Source organism: Brevibacterium sp. 2SA, from assembly GCF_005502845.1.
GTDB lineage: Bacteria > Actinomycetota > Actinomycetes > Actinomycetales > Brevibacteriaceae > Brevibacterium.
Genome location: NZ_SCMW01000004.1, coordinates 124,293 through 149,983 on the forward strand (window position 1 = coordinate 124,293; position 25,691 = coordinate 149,983).

20 protein-coding genes are annotated in these 25,691 nt (G+C 66.6%); 9 read left to right on the top strand and 11 right to left on the bottom strand.

Features of this window, described 5'->3' with window-relative positions:
• Positions 1–71: 71 nt before the first annotated feature.
• Together FFS20_RS03235 and FFS20_RS03240 are read right to left on the bottom strand one after the other, a co-directional pair.
• Positions 72–845 (bottom strand): isocitrate lyase/phosphoenolpyruvate mutase family protein, encoded by a 774-nt coding sequence (locus FFS20_RS03235; RefSeq protein ID WP_137824503.1) that lies wholly within the window; start codon positions 843–845, stop codon positions 72–74.
• A 197-nt stretch (positions 846–1,042) separates the two neighbouring features.
• Positions 1,043–2,767: an amidase gene (locus FFS20_RS03240; protein WP_137824504.1), complete on the bottom strand. Its 1,725-nt coding sequence runs from the start codon at positions 2,765–2,767 to the stop codon at positions 1,043–1,045.
• Between the two features lie 162 nt (positions 2,768–2,929).
• Between FFS20_RS03240 and FFS20_RS03245 the strand changes: the two genes are divergently transcribed.
• Positions 2,930–3,526: a molybdenum cofactor guanylyltransferase gene (locus FFS20_RS03245; protein ID WP_137824505.1), complete on the top strand. Its 597-nt coding sequence runs from the start codon at positions 2,930–2,932 to the stop codon at positions 3,524–3,526.
• A gap of 392 nt (positions 3,527–3,918) precedes the next feature.
• Positions 3,919–7,581 (top strand): efflux RND transporter permease subunit, encoded by a 3,663-nt coding sequence (locus tag FFS20_RS03250; RefSeq protein WP_137824537.1) that lies wholly within the window; start codon positions 3,919–3,921, stop codon positions 7,579–7,581.
• Positions 7,582–7,670: 89 nt separating this feature from the next.
• On the opposite strand, the gene FFS20_RS03255 is transcribed toward FFS20_RS03250, so the two are convergent.
• On the bottom strand, positions 7,671–8,393 hold the full coding sequence (locus tag FFS20_RS03255; protein WP_249356569.1) for an FCD domain-containing protein: 723 nt from the start codon (positions 8,391–8,393) through the stop codon (positions 7,671–7,673).
• A gap of 288 nt (positions 8,394–8,681) precedes the next feature.
• On the opposite strand from FFS20_RS03255, the gene FFS20_RS03260 reads away from it, so the two are divergent.
• Positions 8,682–9,947 carry an alpha-hydroxy acid oxidase gene (locus FFS20_RS03260; RefSeq protein ID WP_137824506.1) on the top strand — a complete coding sequence of 422 codons (1,266 nt, stop codon included), beginning with the start codon at positions 8,682–8,684 and terminating at the stop codon, positions 9,945–9,947.
• A 15-nt stretch (positions 9,948–9,962) separates the two neighbouring features.
• Here the strand turns inward: FFS20_RS03260 and FFS20_RS03265 are convergent, their stop codons facing one another.
• The gene (locus tag FFS20_RS03265; protein ID WP_137824507.1) at positions 9,963–10,619 is read right to left on the bottom strand and encodes a response regulator; all 657 of its coding nucleotides are present in this window, start codon (positions 10,617–10,619) and stop codon (positions 9,963–9,965) included.
• Positions 10,619–12,469, bottom strand: a complete 1,851-nt coding sequence (locus FFS20_RS03270) for a sensor histidine kinase (protein ID WP_137824508.1) — start codon at positions 12,467–12,469, stop codon at positions 10,619–10,621. Before FFS20_RS03270 ends, FFS20_RS03265 begins: the two co-directional genes overlap by 1 nt.
• Positions 12,470–12,632: 163 nt before the next feature.
• Between FFS20_RS03270 and FFS20_RS03275 the strand changes: the two genes are divergently transcribed.
• Both FFS20_RS03275 and FFS20_RS03280 read left to right on the top strand, forming a co-directional pair.
• A complete protein-coding gene (locus FFS20_RS03275; RefSeq protein WP_137824509.1) occupies positions 12,633–14,126 on the top strand; it encodes an SLC13 family permease in 1,494 nt (497 codons plus the stop codon).
• A 13-nt stretch (positions 14,127–14,139) separates the two neighbouring features.
• Complete coding sequence (locus FFS20_RS03280; RefSeq protein ID WP_137824510.1) at positions 14,140–14,601, top strand: universal stress protein; 462 nt, start codon at positions 14,140–14,142, stop codon at positions 14,599–14,601.
• A gap of 147 nt (positions 14,602–14,748) precedes the next feature.
• Here the strand turns inward: FFS20_RS03280 and FFS20_RS03285 are convergent, their stop codons facing one another.
• The 6 genes from FFS20_RS03285 to FFS20_RS03305 all read right to left on the bottom strand — a co-directional run bounded on the left by FFS20_RS03285 (position 14,749) and on the right by FFS20_RS03305 (position 20,358).
• Positions 14,749–15,744 carry an HNH endonuclease signature motif containing protein gene (locus FFS20_RS03285; protein ID WP_212743276.1) on the bottom strand — a complete coding sequence of 332 codons (996 nt, stop codon included), beginning with the start codon at positions 15,742–15,744 and terminating at the stop codon, positions 14,749–14,751.
• A 146-nt stretch (positions 15,745–15,890) separates the two neighbouring features.
• Positions 15,891–16,013 carry a hypothetical protein gene (locus FFS20_RS18475; protein WP_283202122.1) on the bottom strand — a complete coding sequence of 41 codons (123 nt, stop codon included), beginning with the start codon at positions 16,011–16,013 and terminating at the stop codon, positions 15,891–15,893.
• 680 nt (positions 16,014–16,693) lie between these two features.
• Positions 16,694–17,395, bottom strand: a complete 702-nt coding sequence (locus FFS20_RS03290) for a response regulator transcription factor (protein ID WP_137824511.1) — start codon at positions 17,393–17,395, stop codon at positions 16,694–16,696.
• On the bottom strand, positions 17,392–18,585 hold the full coding sequence (locus FFS20_RS03295; protein WP_137824512.1) for a histidine kinase: 1,194 nt from the start codon (positions 18,583–18,585) through the stop codon (positions 17,392–17,394). The genes FFS20_RS03290 and FFS20_RS03295 overlap by 4 nt, the downstream gene beginning before the upstream one ends.
• A 22-nt stretch (positions 18,586–18,607) precedes the next feature.
• Positions 18,608–19,441 carry an ABC transporter permease gene (locus FFS20_RS03300; protein WP_137824513.1) on the bottom strand — a complete coding sequence of 278 codons (834 nt, stop codon included), beginning with the start codon at positions 19,439–19,441 and terminating at the stop codon, positions 18,608–18,610.
• A complete protein-coding gene (locus FFS20_RS03305) occupies positions 19,438–20,358 on the bottom strand; it encodes an ATP-binding cassette domain-containing protein (RefSeq protein ID WP_137824514.1) in 921 nt (306 codons plus the stop codon). The genes FFS20_RS03300 and FFS20_RS03305 overlap by 4 nt, the downstream gene beginning before the upstream one ends.
• A gap of 502 nt (positions 20,359–20,860) precedes the next feature.
• On the opposite strand from FFS20_RS03305, the gene dnaK reads away from it, so the two are divergent.
• The 4 genes from dnaK (at position 20,861) to FFS20_RS03325 (ending at position 25,156) form a co-directional block, all read left to right on the top strand.
• Complete coding sequence (gene dnaK, locus FFS20_RS03310) at positions 20,861–22,741, top strand: molecular chaperone DnaK (RefSeq protein WP_137824515.1); 1,881 nt, start codon at positions 20,861–20,863, stop codon at positions 22,739–22,741.
• The gene (locus tag FFS20_RS03315; protein WP_137824516.1) at positions 22,741–23,403 is read left to right on the top strand and encodes a nucleotide exchange factor GrpE; all 663 of its coding nucleotides are present in this window, start codon (positions 22,741–22,743) and stop codon (positions 23,401–23,403) included. The genes dnaK and FFS20_RS03315 overlap by 1 nt, the downstream gene beginning before the upstream one ends.
• A gap of 212 nt (positions 23,404–23,615) precedes the next feature.
• Entirely contained in the window at positions 23,616–24,674 is a 1,059-nt protein-coding gene (locus FFS20_RS03320; protein ID WP_137824517.1) for a DnaJ C-terminal domain-containing protein, read from the top strand.
• A 14-nt stretch (positions 24,675–24,688) separates the two neighbouring features.
• Positions 24,689–25,156, top strand: coding sequence for a helix-turn-helix transcriptional regulator (locus FFS20_RS03325; protein WP_137824518.1), 468 nt, complete (start codon positions 24,689–24,691; stop codon positions 25,154–25,156).
• Positions 25,157–25,691 lie beyond the last annotated feature (535 nt).

Below are 25,691 nucleotides of genomic sequence, written 5' to 3' on the forward strand. Positions count from 1 at the left end.
CGTAGCTGGTGAGAGAGGTCTGTGGGCACGATCCGGCAGGTCCGGTGGCGCAGCCGGACGGTGCGGTGTCGTCAGCGCCAGGCGCGGGTCACCTCGGCGAACTGCGGGCGCAGGGTCGCCTGGAGGAGTGGACCGAAGGACACGCGCTTGACGCCGATCTCGGTGAGCTGGACGAGGCTGAGCCCATCGGGGATGGCGCCCTCGAGGGGACGCGCGGTGACGTTGAGCGGCAGCGGAACCTCGGACACGACCCGCTTGAGAGTCTCCGTGTCGGGCATCGCCACAGGGTAGACGGAGTCGGCGCCCGCCTCGGCGCAGAGATTGAGGCGACGGATCACCTCGGCGGTCGGGTCGGCGAAGCCCTCGGGCGATTTGAAGACATCGGTGCGGGCGTTGATGACGACGTGGACGCGCTGGGCGTCGGCGGCGCGGCGCAGGTCGCCGATGTACTCGGCATGCTCCTCGGCAGTGCGCAGCCGACCGGCGCTGTGGACGGTGTCCTCGATGTTGAGGCCCACCGCGCCGGCTTCGAGGAGACCGGCGATGAGATCGGGGGCATCGGTGTCGTAGCCGGATTCGAGGTCGGCGCTGACGGGCACGTCGACGGAGGAGGTGATCCGCGCGATGCCGTCGAGGGCCTCCTCGAGGGGCATGTTCTCCCCATCGGCGTAGCCGAGGGAGTCGGCGAGCGGGTGCGATCCGATCGTCAGCGCGGTGAACCCGGCCTCGACCATCGCACCGGCCGACCAGGCATCCCAGACGGTCGGCAGGACGACGGGTTTGGCCTGGTGGTGGGCGTCGAGGAGGGCGGAGGCGCGTTCGGCGAGCACAGTGAAGTCAGTCATGGTGCCCACTGTTCCATCACATCGGCCCGCCGCGCCAGTGTTCACCCGAAGGTCTCAGAAACCGCCGCGGCGGCAGGCCCGGGCACGAGCAGTGATTCGGGTAGGCGCGGGTGAGACTGCAGGACGTCCCGGTCGGATCCTGGTGGCAGAAATCGGTCCGGGACGTTCTGCGGTCGGGGCGCGACCAGCGCGCGACCTCAGAGGCGCGGGGTCCGCGGGGGTGCGTCGCGGCGGTCACCGGTGGCCTCGAAGGCGGCGGCGAGCTCGATGAGCGCCGAATCGTCCCAGCCGCGGCCGGCGATCGTCAGGCCGACGGGGATCCCGGTGTCGGCCATTGTGCCCATCGGCACCGTCACCGAGGGAATCCCGAGGTGGCGGGGGACGAGGTTGCCGTTGGCGACCCACGTGCCGTTGCGCCAGCCGAGGTCGGCCGAGGCCTCGTCGACGTCCATGTCGGCGGGGCCGACGTCGGCCATCGCCGGGAAGATCACGGCGTCGAGGTCGTTCTCGTCCATCCACGCCTCAAGGTCGATGCGGCGGGTGAGCTCTAGGCCGTGCACGCCCTCTTCGAGCAGCGGGATGTCGGTCATCGCGGCGTACGGATGCGTCCGCACGTGCTCCGGGTATTCGGCGATGTCGTCGTCGAAGCCCGTGTAGCGGTCGGGCAGCGCACCGGCCGGATGCGGGAAGATGTCCGCGCCGTCGACCTCGGTCAGCGTGGAGAGGTGCGGATCGCCGTTGCCGCGGAGGAAGTCGTCCCACGCCCAGGCGGAGAGGTCGACGATCTCCCGCTCGAGGTACTCGGGTGAGACGAAGCCGCGGGTCCGGATCGTCGGCGCGCCGGGACGGTCGCCTTCGTAGTTGGTCACGACGGGGAAGTCGGTCTCGACGACCTCGGCGCCGGCGGCCTCGAGGTCGCGGCGGGCCGCCTCCCACAGGTCGATGACCGAGGGGCGGGTCTCGACACGCTGACCCGTGGGGCCGCCGATCCCGCCGTCGGGGTTGGTGCCGGCCTCCTCATCGGCGTTGATGTACATCCGGGGCACGCCGAGGCGCTTGCCCGCGAGCACGTCCTGCGCGGCGGCGCGGTCGGCAGGCAGCAGCGCGGCGTACGAGTCGGGCCTGACCTCGGAGGCCGCGGGGATCTCGACCCACGGCTGGACGCGCCAGAAGTCGCCGCGGGTCTCGGTGTCGTCGGCGACGATGACATCGAGGACCTCGGCGAGGTCGGCCATCGTCCGGGTGTGGGGGACGACGACGTCCATCGTGGGCACGAGCGGCCAGTTCCCGCGCACGGAGATGACACCCCGGGAGGGGGTGTAGGCGATGAGTGCGTTGTGCGAGGCCGGGGCGCGGCCCGATGACCAGGTCTCCTCCCCGAGGCCGAACGCCGCGAAGCTCGCCGTCGTCGCCGTTCCCGAACCGTTCGACGACCCCGAGGCGAACGCACTGGTCAGCCATTCCGCGTTGTAGGGACTCTCGGCGCGGCCGTAGAGTCCGCGCTGCATGCCGCCGTTGGCCATCGGCGGCATGTTCGTCAGGCCCAGGCAGATCGCCCCGCCCGCCCGCAGGCGTTCGATCGTGAAGGCGTCCTTCTGGGCGATGAGATCGGCGAAGGCCGGCGACCCCGAGGCGACGGTGAGCCCGGCGACCATGTAGCTGTCCTTCGCCGTGTAGGGAATCCCGTCGAGCGGACCGAGCGTCTCACCGCGGGCGCGGCGCTCGTCGGCGGCGGCCGCCTCGGCGCGGGCCTCGGGATTGGCGACGATGACGGAGTTGAGCCTGGTCTCGGTGTCCGGGCCGTCGAACGCGGCGATGCGCTCGAGGTAGGCATCGACCAGCTCCGCCGAGGTGGTCTCCCCGGACTCGAGCGCCGCGCGCAGAGTCGCAATGGAGGCCTCGACCACGTCGAACTTCGTCATTCTCGCTGCTCCTTCGGTGGGTCAGTGCTGGGGGTGCCCCACCAGTATCGCCCAGACGCGCCGAGGCGGGGCTTCGATTTCCGTCGGAGGCGGCGCTGCGAGGACAAGATCGATTGCCGCCTGACGGGGTCGCTGACCGGTCGCGCACCGTAGGATCGAGCCATGGCAGTGAGCGCGATCATCCTCAGCGGCGGCCGGTCGAGTCGCTTCGGCGGGGTCCACAAACCGGGTGTCGACCTCGGCGGACGCACCGTGATCTCCCGCATCCTCGCAGCGGTGCGCGCGCTCGATGCCGACGCCGAGGTGTGGGTGGCCGGTACGACCGAGGGTCTGAGCGAGGCCGAGGCGGAGTCGGTGAGCGCCGTGCGCGAGGATCCGGAATTCGCAGGGCCCCTCGCCGGAATCGCTGCGGCAGCGGAGCAGATGGGCTCGACCGAGGGCACCACCCTCATCATCGCCGGAGACATGCCGCTGGTCACGGCGGCCCACCTCGGCGAGATCGTCTCCCTCAGTGAGGCCTCTGGCGGACCGGTGACCGGCACCGACGATCGCGGGAAGGCGCAGTTCCTCTGCGCGGCGTGGCCGCACTCCCTGCTGCGACAGCGACTCGCGCGGATCGGCGACCCCGAGAACAAGGCCGTCCGGCTGCTCTTCGATGACGGCGAACCCCGCCTCATCGACGTCGACCCCGAGGTCGTCGTCGACTTCGACACCGAGGCGGAACTCGCCGCGATCCGCGCGCGGCTCGACCGGGAATAGCGCGAGCCCTCGTCGGCAGCCGAGGTCCCGGGCACCCCGACCGCGCCGACCCGTCCGGCAGAGCCCCCGAGCACCCCGCCCGGAGGGGAGTCCGGGACGTTTCCGCAGGTCGAAGACGGGGGATAACACCCCTGTGGCGTGATCGGCGCGACCCTATGCTCGAATCATGAGCATCCCCCGTGAGACTGCTGAATGCGACGTCGAATATCCCCCGATGGGTGGAGGCGATTGGCAACTTTCGGGTGACGCGCACACCCCCGCCCGAATGAAAGACTGACTGACGGCGAGCCGGGCCACCGCCTGCCGCCGCGCACTTCCCGCCTGACGCTCGGCGCTGCCGCGCGCCCGAAACCCGTTACGACCCGGAGGAACCCGTGTCCCAGCTGACCAGGATGAGCCTGAAGAACCGGCTCATCATCGGACTGCTCACCCTCGTCATCGCCGTCTTCGGCGTCGTCGCGACGACCTCGCTCAACCAGGAGACGATGCCGTCGATCGACCTGCCGGGCACCACGGTGCAGGCCACGGTCCCCGGCGCCTCTCCCGAAGTCGTCGAGGAGACCGTGACGAAGCCGCTGGAGACGGCTCTCGACGCTGTCGGCGACCTCGACTCCGTGCAGACGACGATGTCGTCGGGAATGATGACCGCCTCGGTGACCTGGCCGTTCGGCAAGGACTCGGAGAAGATGACGGATTCCGTCCGCTCCGCCGTCGATGCCGCGAAGTCGAACCTCCCCGACGACGCCGAGGTCGAGGTCCTCTCCCAGCAGATCGACGATTTCCCCGTCGTGATGTTCGCCGTCTCCGGCGGTGGGGATGCGCAGACCCTGGGCGATCGCCTCGAAACCGACCTCGTCCCCGAGCTGCAGGCCGTCGACGGCGTCGCCGGTGTCGAGGTCACCGGCCAGGCCGAGCAGCGGGTTGACATCACCTTCCGCCCTGACGACGTCAACGACAAGGGCGTCGTCACCGCTTCGGTGCCCGATGAGCTCACCGGGGCGACCACGGTCGTGCCCGCCGGTCAGAGCGGGCAGGGCGACAGGTCGCTCGCCGTCGAGGTCGGCACCCAGATGGACGCCGTCGACCAGATCGGCAACACCCCCATCCGCACGGCCGACGGCACGGTGCTGCTGAAGGACGTCGCCGATGTCACCCTCGACTCGGTCGAGAAGACCTCGCTCTCCCGTGCAGGCGGCAAGGATGCCGTCACCGTCGCCGTGACGAAGGGCCAGGACGACAACGTCGTCGAGGTCTCGAACCGGGTCGGCGAGGTCCTTGAGACCGTCGGGCCGAAGCTCGGCTCCGACGTCGAGTTCACGACGATCTTCGATCAGGCCCCGGAGATCGAGAAGTCGATCAAGGACCTCTCCGTCGAAGGCGGCCTCGGCCTCCTCTTCGCGATCCTCGTCATCCTCGCGTTCCTCGGATCGTTCCGATCGACGATCGTCGCAGCGATCTCCATCCCGATGTCGCTGCTCATCGCGATGATCGGTCTCATGGTCGGTGACTACACGCTCAACATCCTCACCCTCGGCGCCCTGACGATCGCCGTCGGCCGTGTCGTCGACGACTCGATCGTCGTCATCGAGAACATCCGGCGGCGCCAGGGCACCTCCGACCTGACGATCGCGGACATCGTCGCCTCCGTCAAGCAGGTCGCCGGGGCCATCACCGCCTCGACCCTGACGACGGTCGCGGTGTTCCTGCCCATCGCCTTCGTCGACGGGATCGCCGGCCAGCTCTTCCGCCCGTTCTCCGTCACCGTTACCCTCGCACTGCTCGCCTCCCTGCTCGTGGCCCTGACGATCGTGCCGGTCTTCAGCTACTGGGTGCTGCGCCGCAGCCCCAAACCGCTCTCGCCGAAGCGCCAAGCCGCCGCCGACGAGCGCTTTGAGAAATGGGCGCAGCGTCAGGACGAGAAGTCGGCCAAGAGGGCTGAGCGCCGGCAGGCGAAAATCGACAAGCGGAACGCGAAGCGCGTCGCCAAGGGCCGGGAGCCGCTGCCGGCCGCCGCACCGGTGGCCACGGTCCGCCCCGTCCCCGGCGACGGTGAGGCTTCCGACCGGATCGACCGGCTCCAGCAGCGCGGTCTGCCGGCGATCCTCGCCGCCCTCCGCCACCCGGGCCGGACGATCGCGTTCTCCGTCGTCATCTTCCTCGTCACGATGGTCCTCGCCTCATTCCTCAAGACCGACCTGCTCGGGTCGGCCGGGCAGAACTCGCTGGCTGTCACCCAGACCCTGCCCGCCGGCGCCTCCCTCGAGGCCAGTGACATCGCTGCGAAGCGGGTCGAGGACGTCCTCGCCGGTGACGGCGACGTCGAGGCGTACTCGACGACGGTCAACGGGCCCGAGACCGGTGCGGAGAACTCCTTCAACATCACCCTCGCCGAGGACTCCGACGCGCAGGCGGCGACCGACCGGATCCGCAGCCAGCTCGAGGGCCTCGGGGAGGACGCCGGGGACATCAACGTCCAGAGCGCCGGCGGCGGGGCGAACGAGGACGTCGAGATCAAGCTCTCCGGCTCCGACCTCGGCGCCCTCGGCGAGGCCGCGGACGCCGTGACCAAGCGGATGGCCGAGACGCCGGGGGTGTCGAACGCCCGCAACGACCTCGCCGCCGATCAGCCGATCATCTCAGTCGACGTCGACCGGGAGAAGGCAGCGGACTTCGGCTTCAGTCAGGCCGAGGTCGGTCAAGCCGTGTCCGCAGCACTCCAGGGAGCGCAGGCCGGAACGCTCACCCTCGAGGGCAAGGAGCGCGACATCTTCATCGCGCCCACGCACCCCGATGCCTCACCGGACGAGATCCGCGCCCTCGAGCTGCCCGTCACCGAGGTCCAGACGAAGAATGCCCAGGAGGACGCGACCGACCGCGTCAAGGAGGAGACCGATCGACGGGCCGACGAGGCCAAGCGCAAGGCCGAGGACGATTCGGCCGAGCAGCTCGAGTCCGCCCGCGAAGCCCGCGACAACGCCGCCGACGCCCTCGAAGAGGCCCGGCAGGCGCTGCGCGACGTGCAGAATCCCCCACCGCCGCAGAGTCCCGACGAGATGCGCCAGGACCAGATCGACCAGGCGCAGAAGGGCGTCGATCAGGCGGAGCAGGGTCTGCGCGATGCCAACCAGGCGATCGACGACATCATCGACGGCCAGGCCGAAGCCCGTGAGTCCCAGGCCGCCGACGAGCGCCTCGCCGACGAACAAGAGGCGATCCCCGACATCAAGGGCGACCCCATCACCGTCGACGACATCGCCGAGGTGACGGAGACGACGACGCCGGCGACGATCGCCCGCGAGGACGGCGACCGCCAGGTCACGGTGTTCGCCACGCCCGCCGAGGGCCAGCTCAACGCCGTCACCGCCGCAGCCGCGCAGGTGTCGACGACGATGGACCTGCCCGCCGGGGTGAGCTTCGACGTCGGCGGTGCCAGCCAGGAGCAGGCGGAGTCGTTCAGTCAGCTCGGCTTCGCGATGCTCGTGGCGATCGCGCTCGTCTTCCTCGTGATGATCGCGACGTTCCGCAGCTTCATCCAGCCGCTCATCCTCCTCGTGTCGATTCCGTTCGCCGCGACCGGCGCCGTGCTGCTCCTGCTGCTCACGGGCACTCCGCTGGGCATCCCGTCGCTCATCGGTCTCCTCATGCTCATCGGCATCGTCGTGACCAATGCGATCGTGCTCATCGACCTCATCAACAAACTCCGTGAGCACGGCATGGGGCTCGAGGATGCGATCGTCCACGGCACCCGCCTGCGCCTGCGCCCGATCCTCATGACGGCGGCTGCCACGGTGTTCGCGCTCGTGCCGATGTCACTGGGGCTGACCGGCGGGGGAGTGTTCATCTCCCAGCCGCTGGCGATCGTCGTCATCGGCGGGCTCACCTCGTCGACGGTCCTCACCCTCATCCTCGTCCCCGCCCTCTACCTCCTCGTCGAGAGGCGCAAGGAGCGCCGGGCGGCGCGCAGGGCGGAGAAGGACGAGGCGAAGCGCGCAGCCGAACAGCAGCGGATCGACGAGGAGACCGCCGAGGTGACCGGCCGTCACGCGGCCGAGTGACCTCCCGTGCGGAGCTCCGGTGCTGGATGCGCCGAGGCGGGGCCCGGGTTGGATGAGCTGTGCTGGATGTCCTCGGAGAGGGCCGGTGCTCAGGTGCCGGAGCCGCCGCGGGGTTCCGCGAGAGCCGGCAGCGCGGCGGCCGCGGTGAGGATGTGCTCCTCGGTCAGCTGCGCTGCGCGCTCCGGGTCGTGGGCGACGACCGCCGCCATGATCGCATGGTGCTGCTCCTGGAGTGCGTCCATGAGCGCGGCCGGATCGTCGACGGCCCGGAAGGCCGCGAGGATCGGTCGCCTCAGCGAGCTGCGGATCGCCCCGGTGAGGTCGGAGAAGAGCTGATTGCCCGTGGCCTGGGCGATCGCGACGTGGAACGCGGTGTCGGCGTCGTTGAACACCTCGAGGCTGACTCCCGGGGTGTCCATGATCGCCAGGGACGCGTTCATCCGGGCCAGTGCATCGTCGTCGGCGGCCGCGGAGGCCAGTGCCGCGCTCGAGCGCTCGAGCTGGATCCGGGTCTCGATGACCTCGTCGACGCTGAAGTTCGTCAGGGCGACGTGGAGTCGGAGGAATCGGGTGAGAGCCTCCCTCGGCAGGGAGGCGATGAATGTGCCCGCCCCGCGTCCGGATCCTCCGCTCGAGCGCACGACGCCGAGGCTCTCGAGCACGCGCAGAGCTTCGCGGACGCTCGCCCGGCTCACCCCGAGCTGGGAGGCGAGCTCCCGTTCGGCCGGCAGCGGGTCCCCGACGGAGAGAGACCCGGCCATGATCTGCTCCTCGATCGCATCGATGACGAGCTCATGCGTGCTCGGGCGCACGACCTGCTTCCACGCCGGTGCCGACGCCTCCGCGCTGTCCGGTGCCGGCTCGGGCGTCCTGTCAGGTGCCTGCCCTGTACTGGGGTCGCCTGACGCAGGGGGCCTGCCGTTCATGCTCTCGCTCGACGTGCTCACTCCTCGTCCCTTCCCTTCGTCGGCCACCGCCTCGGCGCCGGGATGCTCTTGACGCGCTCCCGACCACAGTCCTATGCTCACATTAATGGTCTGACCTCATAAATGTCATACGCATTCGACGATTCGCATGCGACGATCCGAAGGAGCCCACCTATGAAGCGGCAGATCCCCAAGCCCGCGGAGATCTTCGAGCTGATGAAGTTCAAGAAGTTCGAACTCGACGGTCGGAAGCGTCGGCTCGATGCGGCGCTGACGATCGAGGATCTGCGGAAGATCGCGAAACGGCGCACCCCCGCCGCGGCGTTCGACTACACCGACGGCGCCGCCGAGGGCGAGATCTCGATGCAGCGCTCGATGCAGGCCTTCGAGGACATCGAGTTCCATCCCGCGATCCTCAACGACGTCTCCCACGTCGACACGACGACCCAGATCCTCGGCGGCAGCTCGGCGATGCCGTTCGGGATCGCTCCCACCGGGTTCACGCGGCTCATGCAGACCGAGGGAGAGATCGCGGGAGCCTCGGCCGCCGGTGCCGCGGGCATCCCCTTCACGCTCTCGACGCTCGGCACGACCTCGATCGAGAACGTCAGGGCCGCCAACCCGTACGGCCGCAACTGGTTCCAGCTCTACGTCATGCGCGAGCGCGAGATCTCCTACGGCCTCGTCGAACGCGCCGCCGCAGCCGGCTTCGACACCCTCTTCTTCACCGTCGACACCCCCGTCGGCGGGGCCCGTCTGCGCGACAGCCGCAACGGGTTCTCGATCCCACCGCAGCTGACCCCGCAGGTCGTCCTCAACGCGATCCCCCGACCCTGGTGGTGGTGGGACTTCCTGACGACGGAGAAGCTCGAGTTCGCGTCCCTGTCGGAGACCGGGGGCACCGTCGGCGAGCTCATCAACTCCGCAATGGACCCGACGATCGACTTCGACGACCTCGCCACGATCCGGAAGATGTGGCCGGGCAAATTCGCCGTCAAGGGCGTCCAGACGCTCGCCGATGCGAAGAAGCTCACCGACCTCGGCGTCGACGCGATCGTCCTGTCCAACCACGGAGGCCGGCAGCTTGACCGCGCACCGGTGCCGTTCGAACTCCTCCCCGAGGTGGTCCGCGAGGTCGGCGACGACATCGAGGTCATGCTCGACACGGGCATCCGCAACGGCGCCGACATCGTCGCCTCGCTCGCCCTGGGCGCGGACTTCACGCTCATCGGCCGCGCGTACCTCTACGGGCTCATGGCCGGGGGACGGCAGGGCGTCGACCGCACGATCGCGATCCTCCGCGAGCAGATCGAGCGGACGATGAAGCTCCTCCAGGTCTCGACGATCGCCGAACTCGAACCGCGCCACGTCACGCAGCTCAAGCGCTTCAGCCGCGACGACCGGCAGGCCATCGACGACGTCGAACGCGAACTCGGCTGACCGCGGGGTCGCGGCTCAGCCCGTCTGGTAGAGGTGCTCCGGGCGACCGGTGCTGCCGTACTGCAGGGTGACGGTGACCGCCCGGGATTCGGCGAGCTTCGCGAGATGCCGCTGCGCGGTCGCCCGGGACGCGCCGACCGCCTCGGCGATCTCCAAGGCCGTCATCGGCTGCTTCGTCGCCTCGAGGGCATCGAGGATCCGCCCGGTCGTCGACGACTTCGTGCCCGGTGACGACGTCGATCCCGGGGCGGCGGTGTCGTGGAGGCTGCGGAGCAGCCGGTCGAGGTCGGACTGCGCGACCTTCTCCCGCTCCCAGAACCGCTGGTAGCGGGCGTAGCGGCGGAGGAAGCCGTGGAGATGATCGGCGGCGAACGGCTTGACGATGTAGGTCAGGGCGCCCGCGCGCAGGGCCGAGCGGACGATCTGCGGGTCGGCGACGGCGGAGAGCACGGCCGCGTCGACATCGGTCTCGCGGATGAGATCGACGCCGGTGCCCTCTGGCAGGACGTAGTCGACGAGGAGCAGGTCGACCTCCTCTTCTGCGAGGACCTTGCGCGCCGTGCGCAGATCCTGGACCGGGTCGAGGGCGCGGAAGCCCGCGACGTCATTGACGTACTTGCAGTGGATCTGCCCCACGTAGAAGTCGTCGTCGAGCACGAGAACATTGACCATCAGCTCACTCCTTGCACATCGTCTGCGTCGTCGACGAGGACGTCGGGCAGGATGACGCCGAAGCTCGCGCCGCCCATCACCGGGTCGTGGCCGTCGACGAGCCACACCCGCCCTCCATGTCGTTTCGCCACCCGGCGGCACAGCGCCAGACCGAGGCCGTGCCCGTGCGCGGCTTCGACGCCATCACCGCCGGTGGACTGCTGGGTTTCGCGGTCACCGCTGACGCCCTCGTCGAAGATGCGTTCGGCATCGGCTGCCTCGATGCCGATCCCGGTGTCGGTGACGAGGCCGTGCAGCTCACCGTCGGCGCTGAGCAGCTGAACCTCGACGACCTGGTCGCCGTTGCCGCTCGGCAGCTTCGCCGTCGCCGGGTCCCGGCCCTCGAAGGGCCCTCGCGCCGAGGCGGTTCCCCGCTCCGTCGCACTGTCCGCAGGTGCCGCGTCCGGGGAGGACGCGGCCGCGGCCGTGCCATCGGCTGCCGGGTCGGCGGACCGGCTGCGCACGACGGCGCGCACCGCATTGTCGATGAGGTTGCCGAGGACGAGGGTGACATCCTCGGGGTCGGTGACCTGCCCGACGACGAGGGAGTCGGGGGCCACGCGCACACTCACCCCCGCCTCGGCGGCGGTGGTGCCCTTCGCCTCGAGCACGGCGCGCAGGTACGGGTCGGTGATCGTCTCGATCCCCTCGACCGGGGTGGTCAGGGGGCCAGTGCCGAGGATCGACTCGAGGTAGCTGTGGGCCTCGTCGGTGGCGCCGGTGTCGACGAGGCCGAGCACGGTGTGGAGCCGGTTGGCGAACTCGTGGCGCTGGGCGCGCAGCGCCTCGGCCATCGCGGTGACCGATTCGAGCTGCCGGGCCATCGTCAGCATCGTCGTCTCATCGCGCAGGGTGACGACACCGCCGACCTCGACGCCGTCGCGGCGCACGCGCACGGCGGTGGCCAGCAGGATCTTGTCCCCGACGCTGACCCGCCGGCGCAGCGCCCCGCGTTCGGGAGCCTCGACCATCATCGTCCGGATCGCCTGGGGGACGTCGTCGATCGTGCGGCGGCGCTCGTCGTCGATGTCGGCGTCGCCGGCGAGGAGGTCACGGGCCGCAGCATTGCTCAGGGTGAGCTCGTTGTCGGAGTCGAAGCCGAGCACACCGTCATCGAGGCCGCGCAGGACCGCACCCTGATCGCGGGCCATCTCGGCGAGCTCCTCGGGTCCGACGCCGAGGGTCTCCCGTCGCAGTCGGCGGCCGAGGGCGAAGGAGGCGAAGATGCCGATGCCCAGGGCCAGCACGGTGACCGAGCCGAGGGCGATGAACTCCCGGCGCAGGTCGGCGTTGAGGACGGAGGTGTGGATGCCCACCGACACCTCGCCGACAACGGTGCCGTCCTCGGTGCTCGAGTAGATCGGAACCTTGGCCCGCACCGTGCTGCCGAGCGTGCCCGCCTCCTGCGTGACCTCTTCGCGTCCGGCCAGCGCCGCCTCGGGGGAGGTCGAGACGCGCTGGCCGATGAGGTCCTGGTTGGGGTGGGTCAGGCGCAGGCCGTGGTCGTCGGTGATGACGACGAATTCGATGTCCGACCGGGTCCGGACGTCGCGGGCGATCTCGCCGAGCGGGTCCGTGATCTCCGCCGACGCCGGTTCCTCCGTCGCCGAGGCGCGGGTCGCGCCCTCCCGGACGGCGGACGCCGAGGCGAGCGTGCGGGCGGTGGCGAGTGCCTCGGTCTCGCTGACATCGGTCACCGCTTGGGCGGCCATCCATGAGAACACACCGGTGACCAGGGCGAGGGTCGCGATGATGACCGCGAGCTGGCTGAGCAGGACACGGCGCGAGAAGGCTCGGGAGGAGCGTGGCACTCCTCCACAGTAGCCAGTGCTGAGCAGAATGCGCAAAAGGGACAGAACGGGCAGAACGCGATCAGTGCACTTAAACGCGCGCCGTCCGGTCGGTCGGCCCTAGCGTGTATCGCGCCTCACAAAATCCACAGGCGGTTCACAAACGTCTTCGAAGGAGAAGTCCGTGCTCGTCATCCTCGGCTTCGCCATGATCATCGTCTTCATGACGCTGATCATGACCAAACGCCTCTCGCCGATCCTGGCGCTCATCATCGTCCCGACCATCTTCGGTCTCTTCGCCGGCGCCGGTCTGGGAATCGGCGAGATGGTCATGGAAGCGATCGCATCGATGTCGTCGACGGCGGCGCTGCTGCTGTTCGCCATCATCTACTTCGGCATCATGATCGATGTCGGGCTGTTCGACAAGCTCGTCGAGTTCATCCTCAGGATCGCCGGCAACGACCCGGTCAAGGTCGTCCTCGGCACCGCCCTGCTCACCGGCGCCGTCTCCCTTGACGGCGACGGGTCGACGACGTTCATCGTCGTCACCGCCGCGATGCTGCCGATCTACCAGCGGCTCGAGATGTCGCCGGTCGTCCTCACATGTGTGGCCGGCCTCATCAACGGCACGCTCAACATCGTGCCGTGGGGCGGACCGACGGCCCGGGCCGCCTCGGCGCTGCAGATCGACGCCAACGAGATCTTCACCCCGATGGTGCCCTCGCTCGTCGTCGGCCTTCTCGTCTGCTTCGTCTTCGCCTACTTCCTCGGACTCTCCGAGCGCCGCCGCCTCGCGAAGAACGGCGTCACCTGGGTGACCGGGCTCGGCACCGGGCGTCCCTCGTCGCGGAAGTCCGAGCTCGTCGGCGCCGCGGCCCGCGCCGCCGCGGGCTCCGGCTCGGCCGGCACCGCCGCCGGTTCGGGAAGCGCCGGCGCCACCGGCACGGGTGCTTCGGTCGGCGGACCCGACGACGGTGCCGACGGGAACGCTGCGGCCGCCTCGGCGAGTGGGAACTCCTCCCTGGCCAACACCGCACTCGATCCCAACCGTGCGACCCTGCGCCCGCACCTCTTCTGGTTCAACCTCGCGCTCACAGTGGCCGTCATGGTCACCCTCGTCCTCGACGTCCTGCCGCTGCCGTACCTGTTCATGATCGCCATGGTCATCGCGCTCATGGTCAATTTCCCGAAGATCAAGGACCAGCAGGAGGAGCTCGCCTCGCACGCCTCGGCGATCATCGCCGTCGTCGCCATGGTCATGGCCGCCGGTGTGCTCACCGGCATCATGAGCGGCACCGGCATGGTCGACGCGATGGCCGCGTGGCTCGTCGACGTCATCCCGGAGGCGATGGGACCGTACATGGCCGTCATCACCGGTCTCCTGTCGATCCCGGCGACGTTCTTCATGAGCAATGACGCGTTCTACTTCGGCATCCTGCCCGTCCTCACCGAGACCGCCGCGCACTACGGGATCTCGGCCGCGGACATGGCCCGTGCCTCGATCACCGGTCAGCCGGTGCACATGCAGTCGCCGCTCGTGCCCGCGATCCTCCTGCTCGTCTCGCTCGCCGGCGTCGACCTCGGTGACCACCACAAGAAAGTGCTGTGGAGGGCGCTCATCGTCTCGCTCGTCATGCTCACCGTCGGCGTGCTCATCGGCGTCATCGCGATCGGATAGGGGACCGCTGCTCATGACCGACTTCTACTCGACTCCGACCGGGCACAGGCCCGTGCCGTCGCTGCGCATCGCAGGCTCGGCCGACGTCGACGACATCGCCAAGACCGTCGTCGTCGCCTACCGCAACGATGCCCCCGCGGCCGTGCTCACACAGGCGATCGCCGCGGCGCGACGGGAGGAGGCGGCGCTGCGGATCGTCGTCTTCTCCACCGACAGTCCCGCCGGTCCGATGGACAACGACCCCGCGGAGACGGAGGAGCTGGCCGGGATCCTCGCCGAGGCGGGGCTGCCCTTCGAGATCCAGCGCGCAGACGCCGACGTCGCCTCCCAGATCCTCGACCTCGCCGAGGAGTGGGCGGCCGAACTCATCGTCCTCTCCACCCGGCGGCGGTCGACGATGATGAAGCTGCTGCTCGGGTCGAGCATCCAGCGTGTCATCCTCGAAGCCGACTGCCCGGTGCTCGTCGTCAAGTAGGGGTCGGGCAGGGGTCAAGCTTCAAGTGTTCATGACTGCGAAGTGCCCGGCAACTGACTAAAGAGCGCGTTTGAGGGGAGTGATCTTGGTTGACTCTGGACACTTGATCCGCGTCTACTCACTGAGTTCAACCATCTCGGGTCGGGATTAGAACTTGTTTGATTTCGACCGATTGCATCGCCAGCAGAGAGTTTGCAAATTTTCAATCTCCGAGAGTCCGCCCTTGGAGATCGGCTTGATATGGTCTACTTCGAGCAGTAGATGGGGTTCGGCGGCGAGCGAGACTGAACAATAGCGACACGTGTGGTTGTCTCGGCGTTTGATGAAATTTCGGAGACTGGCCGTCATCAGTGCTCTCTGGCCAGCGGCACTCTTCCTGAACTTAAGCTTCTCGTCGATGCGTTCAATTAGAGCATCAACTGTTTCCGAGTTGAGTGTAATCGTAGTGCGTTGCGAACTGTTTCCACCAGCACTGACGTACTCAAACACATAGACTGGGTACGGGACGGTCACGGGAGAGACCTCGACTCCCACCTGCTCATTGAACTCGTCTGCGAAGTATTTGAGGATGAAGGCTGGTGGATTGATCGACCTGCGAATGCTTGACTCGCGCATGTACAGATTTTCAATGGCCGATTCCAGACGAGATATATCGTTCCCAAGCCGTTCGGCGTCTCTCAGGCTCTCTTCATCGATAGGCACCTCGAAGTACTTCATCATGTATTTGATCGGATCACCGCTGGCGTTGCGCACGACCTGAAGTGAACAGTTATGAACGTGATCCGACTGGTAATCGGCGATGTTCCTATCGCGACGATAGTTGTGGTGACTTGTGTTCTCAAATGTTGCTAGATGAGCGTGTCGACCTGTGGTAGAGACACCCAGATCGAACGACCCTTGCGCACGTATCTCCGACGTATAGTTGGAGACCGCATTGTGCTCGGCCACGAATGATGACAGTGCCTGCTTGTGAGTTTGGAACTCATCACTGGCAAAATACCGATTCTTGCGAATGTTGCGCACGATTTTGGGGATGATGACCGCGCCCGCCCAGATGATCGCAATAGCCAACGCAAGTGGCCAGAACTGGACCACTAGGAAAACCAACACGATCAGTACGACGAGGACAATGATGACTGGCATGGCTAGATGAGCTCCTTAGCGGCTTGGTGAAGGGGCTGCTGTGGCATCACCGCCGACTCGTCGACGCTTAAGTTGCCCCTTCACATTAGAAGTGTAGTCATCACCGCTGACGTGGAGGTATGTGGTGATCAGAATGTTGCACCTTTTCAGTCACGACTAGCCCTCAGCTTGTAGTTCGGCGCGGGGGCGATGTGATTCTGCGCCAGCTTGATGGCGATTTCGGAGCCGATTTCGCCATGGACCTTCCGCAGATTCCAGTGCGTCGCCATGGACTTTCCGCGGATTCCAGTGGGTCACCATGGACTTTCCGCGGATTCCAGTGGGTCACCATGGACTTTCCGCAGATTCAGGTGGGCGGCCAAGAGCCTTTCGCGGATTCGAGTGCGTCGCCATGGACTTTCGGCGGATTCAGGTGGGTGGTCATGAGCCTTTCGCGGATTCGAGTAGGCCGCCCGCGAGGGGTTCGAGTGAGTCCTAGCCTCCCGAATGAGGCCAGTGCTGCCCGGTAACAGGGTGTGCGCCACTTCCACGGTGATTCTGCGCCACCTCGATGGCGATTTCGGAGTCGATTTCGCCCTGAACCTTCCGCGGATTCCAGTGCGCCGCCCTGAACCTTCCGCGGATCCCGCCCTCTGCCCAGTGCTGGCGGGCCCGAATGCGCCGCAGCCGCCTCGGCGGCAGTTTAAGATCCCGCGGAGCTTGTCATAACAGAGTCGCAGTTGACTTCATTTGGAATAGTGAAAACCATGACGTCGCGGCAGAGCCAAGTCATGACGTCACCGATTCCACCGGCGACCGATGATGTGATGCTCCGGCCAGGCGAACACGGCACATACCCAACATGACCATGCCTGTTCTTAAGGCCGGGAGCACGTCTTCTTAAGGCCGTTAGCACGTCTTGGCAAGAGCCATCCACCCTTCAGCTGCCAGCACACGCAATTGACTGCGACTAACCGGCATCGTCCCGATGATCCGTTCCGATCAAGCCGGATTCGAAGGCGATGATCACGGCGTTCACGCGGTCGCGCGCGTCGATTTTCGTGAAGATCCGCCCCACATAGTTCTTGACTGTGGATTCCGCGAGCACGAACCGTGCGGCGATTTCGGAGTTCGTGGCACCGTGCCCGATCTCGACAAGGATCTCTCTTTCCCGGGCGGTCAGACGTTTGACAGCTGTGGACTCGACGCGCGAATGTCGGCGTGCAGGGTGCGCCCCATCTGCCACCAGACGACTGATCAGTCGTCTGGTGGCAGATGGGGCGATCACGGCATCACCGATAGCGACAGCGCGAATGGCTGAGAGCAGATCGCCGGGCTCGGCGTCCTTGGTCAAGAATCCACTAGCGCCGGCCTGAAGGCCATCGAGCACATACTCGTCGAGATCGAAGGTTGTCAGCAGGAGCACCTTCGGGCCGAACGGCGACGAGTTCTTCTGCTCCATGATCGCCCGTGTCGCGGCGATGCCGTCCGTCCCGGGCATCCGAACGTCCATCAGTACGACGTCCGGTTCTCGTGATTCTGTGAGCTGAACGGCTTCGTCACCGTCGCCGGCTTCGCCGATGACTTCGATGTCGTCCTGCCCCGCCAGGAACATGCTCATGCCCATTCGCTGCAACGGCTGGTCATCGGCGATCAGGATTGTGATGGTCAAACTCCACCTCCGCCGTGCCGGTCCGACCACTCGCGGTGACCGCTGATCGGGATGCTTGCAACGACCCGCCACCCAAAAGCGGTGGGGCCAGCCGCAAGAGTGCCGCCGAAAGCTTCGGCCCGACCGCGCATGCCCACGATCCCCTGGCCCGATCCTGGGCCAGAGTGGCAGACCTGAACGGGAGCAGCGTTGCTGTCTTCTACCCGCACCAGGACCTGCAGGTCGTCGCGTTCGATACTGACGCTCACTTGCGCGCTCTCACCGGCGTATCGCAGCGTGTTCGTCAGAGCTTCTTGCACGATGCGGTAAACGGCCAACTGGATCCCGCCAGAGATGTCGTCCAACGAACCGACACGCTCCAAGCGGACACGGAGACCGGCCCCGCGCACGGACTCGACGAGGTCATCCACCCCGCCGATGCCCAGATTCGGAGTCAGCGGTGCACCGGCAGGGCTCTCATCGAATCGGAGGACCTCGAGCACATGCCGCATCTCGTGCATCGAGGCCCGGCCAGCGTTCCCGATTGCCTCGAATGCACGCTCGGCATCCCGCGGCGCGTTTTGCACGGCGACAACGCCGCCGGTCGCCAGAGAGATCATCACCGACAGGTTATGACCGATGATGTCGTGCAACTCCCTGGTAATACGAGAACGCTCAGCCGCGACGGCCGCTCTAGCGGCATGCTCGCGCTGCTCGGAAACTCTCCGCCGCTGGAGGTGGATGTGTACCCCGCCCAGAAACGCTGTGGCGCACATTGCCGCCACCGCGAACGACGAGTAGACGCGGTCAGGCATTCCAGATGTCGAATCGGCGGGGGCGACGAACGCGGCCAGGCCTGTGACGGCCACAACCACCGCCATGCGAATGAGCCCTCGGTCACCGTGACGCAGACCGACGTTGAACACCAGCAACCACACCATGGGATAGACCCACGGAAGGTCGAGATCTGTCAACGGTGTCAGCAGCGCGATCACAATCACGCCGCCGAGGGCCACCGCCAGAGCGCGCTGGGGTGTACGGCGCCGCCACAGTGTCGCCCCGCCGACAACCAAGCAGAGCGCAATCCCGATCCCGTCGCGCAGTCCGGAGCCATTGGCCGAGATGACCATGAGCACAAGAGCCACCACCAGGTCCCACCACAACGGGTGCCTCCGGTCGAAAGCACGCACCCAACGCAACAATCCGCTCACGTTACCCCTACATCCGGGACGATCACACGTCCCGCCGCTTCAACAACAACCAGGCCGCCCCGCCGAGCACAACCAACCAACCGAGCAGGACTATGGCTGCCGTCCCGCTGCCATACGGATCCGCGATCAAGCCACCGGAGCGGATCACATTGATCGCGGCCAGGGGCATGAAGTCAGCGAGGCCAGCGACATTGTCGGGCACGAGAGAGGGTAAGAGCTGCGGTCCAAGCTGGAAGACGCCGAAGTACAGGCAGATGGCCGCGGCGGCATTGCGCGTCAGACCTCCCAACGCCAGACCGAACACGGCCCCGAACGGCAAGGCAGCTGTAGCTCCGAGAACGCCCCAGAACATCCGAGGATCAAACAATGACATCCCATCGGCCGAGGGAACAGTGCCGGTGATCTGCACGATGACATAGAGCAGCAACGACATCACCATCGCCAACACTGCAGTCACAGCCGCGAGAACAGCCGCCTTCGCCATGAACATCCCAGTGCGGCGAGGGACAGCAATCAGACTCATTCCTATGGAGCCACTGCTGTACTCGCTGGTTATCGCGAGAACGCCCGCGATAATCAGCACGATCATCCCGAGGGGGTAGACTGACGTGAAGGCGAAGGGGATATCCCCGGCCTCCCCGCTGGAGAACTTCGTCCCATCGATGATGAGGTAAGCCGTCATGGCAGTGGTCGCCACAAACGCCGTCAGCACGGTGTACACGAGCGAACGCACCGACCGCAGCTTCGTCCATTCAGAGAGCAACAGCCCGAGCGCAGTGACCCGGGCGGCTCCCAGGTCGTCCTGATGTGGCCTCGAGAGAGTCGTGGCCAGGGAATTCTGTGCCGCGCCGTTCATTCCGCGACCTCCTGAAGGTGTGCGCCGTGCACAGGGGCGCCTTGCGTGATCTGCATGAAGGCTTCCTCCAACGAAGCCTGATGTGTCTCGAGCCCGTACAACACTATACGTGCCCCCGCGGCGATGCTTCCGATCTCGCGCGCAGCGAGACCTTGCACATCGAGAGTTTCGGAATCGGTCGATGACACACTCACACCCGGCCCCTGCAGAGCTCTGGCCAACGCCCCGGCTTCGGGTGTGATGACGCGGACAGTCTCCGGCGAAACCGAAGCAACGACCGCATCAACCGATCCGACGGCCAGCAACTCGCCACCGCCGATGACGACGAGGTCTTCGGCGATAAGGGCGAGTTCGCTCATGAGATGCGAGGACAAGAACACCGTCCGCCCTTCCGCCGCGATCCGGCTGAGCAGCGTGCGCAACCACAAGATGCCGTCCGGATCGAGACCATTCGTCGGCTCGTCGAGCACCAGGATCTCCGGGTCTCCGAGCAGCGCAGTCGCGATCCCGAGACGTTGGCCCATCCCCAAGGAGAAACCACCAGCTCGCCGGAAGACAACCGACCGGAGACCGACCATTTCCACGACCTGCTCGACGCGCCGCCTCGGTATCCCGTTGGAATACGCCACGGCCAACAAGTGGTCGTAACCGCTGCGTCCCGGGTGCACACCCCGAGCATCGAGCATCGCACCCACGTGCCGAAGCGGATCGTTGAACTCACGGTAGTCCCTGCCATCGATGCTGATTCGTCCCGTCGTCGGCCGATCAAGCCCGACAAGCATCCTCATCGTCGTAGATTTCCCGGCACCGTTCCTCCCAAGGAACCCAGTGACGACCCCAGGACGAACAGTGAAAGACAGATCATTGACGGCAGTCGTCGCGCCATATCTCTTGGTCAGGTTCTCAGCTGTAATCATGACGTCCACGATATGAACACCAGAACGCAACGAAACCTGTCCGAGGTACGCACTTCAGCACTCACGGCAGTACCGCAGGCCTGCGCCCAGCGTACTGCTCGACTGAAGCAGACCCTTGCCGGCGACCCTGACCCATTCAGCTCTTGCCGGTTAGAGCCCTCACCGACTTTCATGCGGTACGTGGTCGCCCGTGGCCGCCCGTGGTCGCAGACCAGAGCAGATCTGGGTGGTGACGCTGACGTGCACAGGATCTGGGCGATCGGACTGGTAGTCCCTTCGAGGGCCTACAGGAAAGAATCTGAGAAAAATTCTCCACATGAGGAATAACCCGGCGCTCCACAAAGTTGAGTCTAGTGTACGCAACTTTGATGAGGCGGGGATTGACGATCTCAGCCGGGAAGAGAATACTTGAGTCCATCAGACTCAATGTGCGCGATCGGGCCCTCCGGTTCGGCCGCTCGCATTCAGCCCGAGACGACTCTGAGAGTTAAGGAGAAACGATATGGCACGTGCAGTTGGAATCGACCTCGGAACCACGAACTCCGTCGTCGCTGTCCTCGAGGGCGGCGACCCCAAGGTCATCGCGAACATGGAAGGCGGTCGCACGACCCCGTCCGTCGTCGCAGTCAACAAGAACGGAGACTCCCTGGTCGGCGAGATCGCCAAGCGCCAGGCTGTCACCAACGTGAAGAACACCGTGGCGTCCGTCAAGCGCCACATGGGCACCGACTGGAACACCGAGATCGGCGGCAAGACGCTGACCGCTCCCGAGGTCTCCGCCCGCATCCTCCAGAAGCTCAAGCACGACGCTGAGGAGTACCTGCAGGAGAAGGTCACCGACGCGGTCATCACCGTGCCGGCCTACTTCAACGACGCAGAGCGCCAGGCCACGAAGGATGCCGGTGAGATCGCCGGCCTCAACGTCCTGCGCATCATCAACGAGCCCACCGCTGCTGCTCTGGCCTACGGCCTCGAGCGCGGCAAGGAAGACGAGCTCATCCTCGTCTTCGACCTCGGTGGCGGTACGTTCGACGTCTCGCTGCTCGAAGTCGGCAAGGACGACGACGGCTTCTCGACCATTCAGGTCCGTGCGACCTCCGGTGACAACCGCCTCGGCGGTGACGACTGGGATCAGCGGATCGTCGATTGGCTGGTCGAGCAGGTCAAGAACAACTACGGCGTCGACCTGACGAAGGACTCGACGGCGATGCAGCGTCTCAAGGAGGCCGCTGAGCAGGCGAAGAAGGAGCTGTCGTCCGCGACGAGCACCAACATCTCGCTGCAGTACCTCTCGATGAGCGAGAACGGTCCGATCCACCTCGACGAAACCCTCACCCGGGCGAAGTTCGAGGACCTGACCAAGGACCTCCTCGAGCGCACCAAGGCGCCGTTCCACGCGGTGATGAAGGATGCCGGCGTGTCCGTCAAGGACATCGACCACGTCGTCCTCGTCGGTGGTTCGACCCGCATGCCCGGCGTCACCCAGGTCGTCACCGAGCTCACCGGAGGCAAGGAGCCCAACAAGGGCGTCAACCCCGATGAGGTCGTCGCGATCGGCGCTGCCGTCCAGGCCGGTGTGCTCATGGGCGAACGCAAGGACGTCCTGCTCATCGACGTCACCCCGCTCTCGCTCGGACTCGAGACCAAGGGCGGCGTGATGACGAAGCTCATCGAACGCAACACCCCGATCCCGACGAAGCGCTCGGAGACGTTCACCACGGCTGAGGACAACCAGCCGTCGGTGTCGATCCAGGTCTTCCAGGGTGAGCGTGAGTTCACGCGCGACAACAAGAACCTCGGCACCTTCGAGCTGACCGGCATCGCGCCGGCTCCGCGCGGCGTGCCGCAGATCGAGGTCGCGTTCGACATCGACGCCAACGGCATCGTCCATGTCTCGGCCACCGACAAGGGAACCGGCAAGGAGCAGTCGATGACGATCACCGGCGGCTCGGCCCTCCCCAAGGAGGACATCGAGCGCATGGTGCGTGAGGCCGAGGAGCACGCGGAAGAGGACAAGAAGCGCCGTGAGGCCGCCGACGTCCGCAACAACGCGGAGAACCTCGCCTACCAGACGCAGAAGCTGCTCGACGACAACGCCGACAAGCTGCCCGAGGACATCAAGTCCGAGCTCCAGGGCGACGTCGACGCTGTCAAGGAAGCTCTCAACGGTGAAGACGACGACGCCGTGAAGAAGGCGTTCGACACGCTCACCGAGAAGCAGCAGAAGATCGGTGAGGCCATCTACCAGCAGCAGGAGTCCGGCGCGGCCGGTGGCGCTGCCGGTGGTGCCGACCAGGGCAGCAGTGACGCAGGCACCGGTGCCGACGACGACGTCGTCGACGCCGAGGTCGTGGATGATGATGAGGACGAGGGGAAGAAGTAATGACGACCGAGGGCAACGATCCGTCGTCCGAGGAGCCAGGCTTCACCTTCCATGACAAGCGTCGGGTCGATCCCGAGACCGGTGAGCTCCGTCCCGAAGCCGACCCGCAGTCGGCTTCGGGGGAGTCCGGTGAGGGAGCCGACACCGAGGAGGTGCTGGCCGATGCCAGCGACCTCGGTGTCGAGATTCCGGCCGATGCCTCATCGCTCAATGACACCGAGGCGGCCGGCAGCGAACCCGCTCCCGGCTCCGAGGCCGCGGCCCACCTCGCCGACCTCAAGCGCATCAATGCCGAGTACGCGGCCTACCGGATGCGCGCCGATCGCGAACGCGAGCGGGCGTCGGTGGGCGGAACCGTCAAGGTCGTCGAGGCCTTGGTTCCCGTCCTCGACGAGGTGCGTCTGGCGCAGGAGAACGGCGACGTCTCCGGGCCCTTCGAGGCCCACGTCAACAAGCTCATCGATGCGTTGGCCAAGGTCGGCGTCGAGCAGTACGGCGCAGTCGGCGACGAGTTCGATCCGCACCTGCATGAGGCACTCATGCAGCAGCCGTCGGACGAAGTCGAGGTGCCGACGGTGTTCATGGTCATGCAGCCGGGCTACCGCATGGGTGATCGCATCATCCGCGCGGCCCGCGTCGGCGTGCAGCAGCCAGAGGACTGACCGTTCCACCTTCGCCGAGGTGACCCGCCACCCCAGCGTCCGGCCACGGACGCTGGGAGCGGGGACCGCCTCGGCGACGGTCCGGAATCACCGGGAGGGAAGCCTTCGCGGGGATTGCGGATTGTGAGCAGACAGATGAACGGACGAATGACAGAGCCGGGGCGGCCACGCACCGGCAGGCACAACAGGACTGAGAAGAAGGGAGGTGCCAGATGAGTACCGGACCGCAGAATGACTGGTTCGAGAAGGACTTCTACAAGACCCTCGGCGTCTCCAAGGACGCGTCGGACTCCGAGATCAAGAAGGCCTACCGCAAGCTCGCGCGGAAGTACCATCCGGACGCGAATCCGGGGAACGCCGAGGCGGAGGCCAAGTTCAAGGAGATCGGACAGGCCCACCAGGTGCTGTCGAACAAGGAATCGCGCGAACAGTACGACCAGGTCCGCGCCATGGGCAGCGGTGCCAGGTTCAGCGCCGGCGCCGGTGGTGCCGGGGGAGCCGGCGGCGGCTTCGACGACGTGTTCTCCGACCTCTTCGGAGGCGGCGGGCGCACTCGGACCCGGACGACCTACAGCGGCGGCGGGTTCGGCGGCGGCAGCGGCTACGGCGACGTGCCCCCGGACCTCGCCGACCTCCTCAACGGGTTCGGCGGCGGGTCGTACGGCGGCTATGGCGGCGGTTACGACACGGGCTTCGGCGGCGGATACTCGCCACCGGTCAAGGGCGGGGACATCAAGTCCTCGACGAACCTCAGCTTCACCGAGGCGGCCAACGGCGCATCCGTGAAGCTGCAGATGCCCGGTGGCAAGCCGCTGACCGTGCGCACCCCGATCGGGGTCAAGGACGGGCAGAAGATCCGACTGGCCGGCAAGGGCAAGCAGAGCCCGAACGGCGGCGATCCCGGTGACGTCATCCTCACCGTCCACGTCAAGCCCCACCCGGTGTTCACCCGCGACGGCGACAACCTGCGGATGGACCTGCCGGTGAGCTTCGACGAGGCGGCGCTCGGCGCCGAGGTCAAGGTGCCCACGCTCGGCGGTCAGCCGGTGAAGGTGAAGATCCCGGCGGGCACGCCCTCCGGCCGGACCCTGCGGGTGCGCGGCAAGGGCGTGAAGACGAAGAAGGGAACAGGCGACCTGCTCGTCACCGTCGAGATCGTCGCGCCGAAGAACCTCTCGAAGGAAGCGAAGGAAGCCGTCGAAGCGTACAAGACCGCGACGGAATCCGAGGATCCGCGGGCCGGCCTGCTCGATCGGGCCAAGGCAAGCTGAGGCAGTGAGGCAGGATGCAGTTCTCTCAGAGCGCGGCGCTCTACGTCATCTCGGTCGCGGCGGAATTGGCGGGGATGCACCCGCAGACTCTGCGGCAGTATGACCGGATGGGTCTTGTCACCCCGCAGCGCACGGCCGGCAAGGGCCGACGCTATTCGGGGCGGGACATCGCCAAGCTGCGCCTGATCCAGCATCTCTCGAAGGACGAGGGCGTCAACCTCGTCGGGATCAAGAAGATCATGGAGATGCAGAACCAGATCGACGCCCTGCGCAGCCGGAACCGGGAACTCGAGGAGGAAGTCCTCGCCGAGGCGGCGGCACGCGAACGCGATTCGCGTGTCTTCGCTGCCGGTTCCGGCGGCGACGTCGTCTCGATCGCACGCGGCCGGCGACCGAAGGTCACCGCCGAATCGGAGGCCGGTGCCGTCGTGCTCTACGACGATTTCACCACCCGACGAGTGCGCGGTCCGGCGAAGGCGTGAGAGCGATCTGGGTGGCACCGAGTGGCCGTGACGGCAACCTGAGCGGTTGCGACGGTAATTTGAGCGGTTGCGAAGGCAACTTGAGCGACTGCGACGGCAACCTGAGCGACACAGAGCGGCTGTGACCAGGGGCAGGGCATCATTTCCAGGGGCGGAGCGATCCGCCCCTTCTTCGTGCCCGAAACTCCGTCGGATTCCCGCTGGTCCTCTGCGCTCCGCCGGCCCGAACGTCGCTTCGGCTCAGCCTGTTTCGGGCGGCTCACCTTTTGAACAGAGCCGCTCGAACTGACCTGAGCCGCAACGTGAGGCTCTGAGGGTGCAGGACTCTGAAGGAGCGACTCACAGGGGCCGAGAAATCACGGCAGGTCGCCCTCCGGCACCCGGAGTAGTCGAAGCACGTCGCCTCCGACAGGTCACCCTGCACAGGACGCTGACTGCAGTCGAAACACTAGCGAAACGTTGCTCACCACGGGACGAAACAATCGACTGTCAGGATGGGCGCTGTTGAGATCGACGAGCGACCGAGGAGACCATC

Bases quoted from the DNA above. Each gene is read 5' to 3' on its own strand.
- FFS20_RS03320 (WP_137824517.1), top strand. From the start codon at position 23,616: ATGAGTACCGGACCGCAGAATGACTGGTTCGAGAAGGACTTCTACAAG.
- FFS20_RS03280 (WP_137824510.1), top strand. From the start codon at position 14,140: ATGACCGACTTCTACTCGACTCCGACCGGGCACAGGCCCGTGCCGTCG.
- FFS20_RS03285 (WP_212743276.1), bottom strand. From the start codon at position 15,744: ATGCCAGTCATCATTGTCCTCGTCGTACTGATCGTGTTGGTTTTCCTA.
- FFS20_RS03245 (WP_137824505.1), top strand. From the start codon at position 2,930: ATGGCAGTGAGCGCGATCATCCTCAGCGGCGGCCGGTCGAGTCGCTTC.
- FFS20_RS03265 (WP_137824507.1), bottom strand. From the start codon at position 10,619: ATGGTCAATGTTCTCGTGCTCGACGACGACTTCTACGTGGGGCAGATC.
- FFS20_RS03305 (WP_137824514.1), bottom strand. From the start codon at position 20,358: ATGATTACAGCTGAGAACCTGACCAAGAGATATGGCGCGACGACTGCC.
- FFS20_RS03235 (WP_137824503.1), bottom strand. From the start codon at position 845: ATGACTGACTTCACTGTGCTCGCCGAACGCGCCTCCGCCCTCCTCGAC.
- dnaK (WP_137824515.1), top strand. From the start codon at position 20,861: ATGGCACGTGCAGTTGGAATCGACCTCGGAACCACGAACTCCGTCGTC.
- FFS20_RS03240 (WP_137824504.1), bottom strand. From the start codon at position 2,767: ATGACGAAGTTCGACGTGGTCGAGGCCTCCATTGCGACTCTGCGCGCG.
- FFS20_RS03315 (WP_137824516.1), top strand. From the start codon at position 22,741: ATGACGACCGAGGGCAACGATCCGTCGTCCGAGGAGCCAGGCTTCACC.
- FFS20_RS18475 (WP_283202122.1), bottom strand. From the start codon at position 16,013: ATGGCGACGCACTGGAATCTGCGGAAGGTCCATGGCGAAATCGGCTCC.
- FFS20_RS03260 (WP_137824506.1), top strand. From the start codon at position 8,682: ATGAAGCGGCAGATCCCCAAGCCCGCGGAGATCTTCGAGCTGATGAAG.
- FFS20_RS03300 (WP_137824513.1), bottom strand. From the start codon at position 19,441: ATGAACGGCGCGGCACAGAATTCCCTGGCCACGACTCTCTCGAGGCCA.
- FFS20_RS03250 (WP_137824537.1), top strand. From the start codon at position 3,919: ATGAGCCTGAAGAACCGGCTCATCATCGGACTGCTCACCCTCGTCATC.
- FFS20_RS03325 (WP_137824518.1), top strand. From the start codon at position 24,689: ATGCAGTTCTCTCAGAGCGCGGCGCTCTACGTCATCTCGGTCGCGGCG.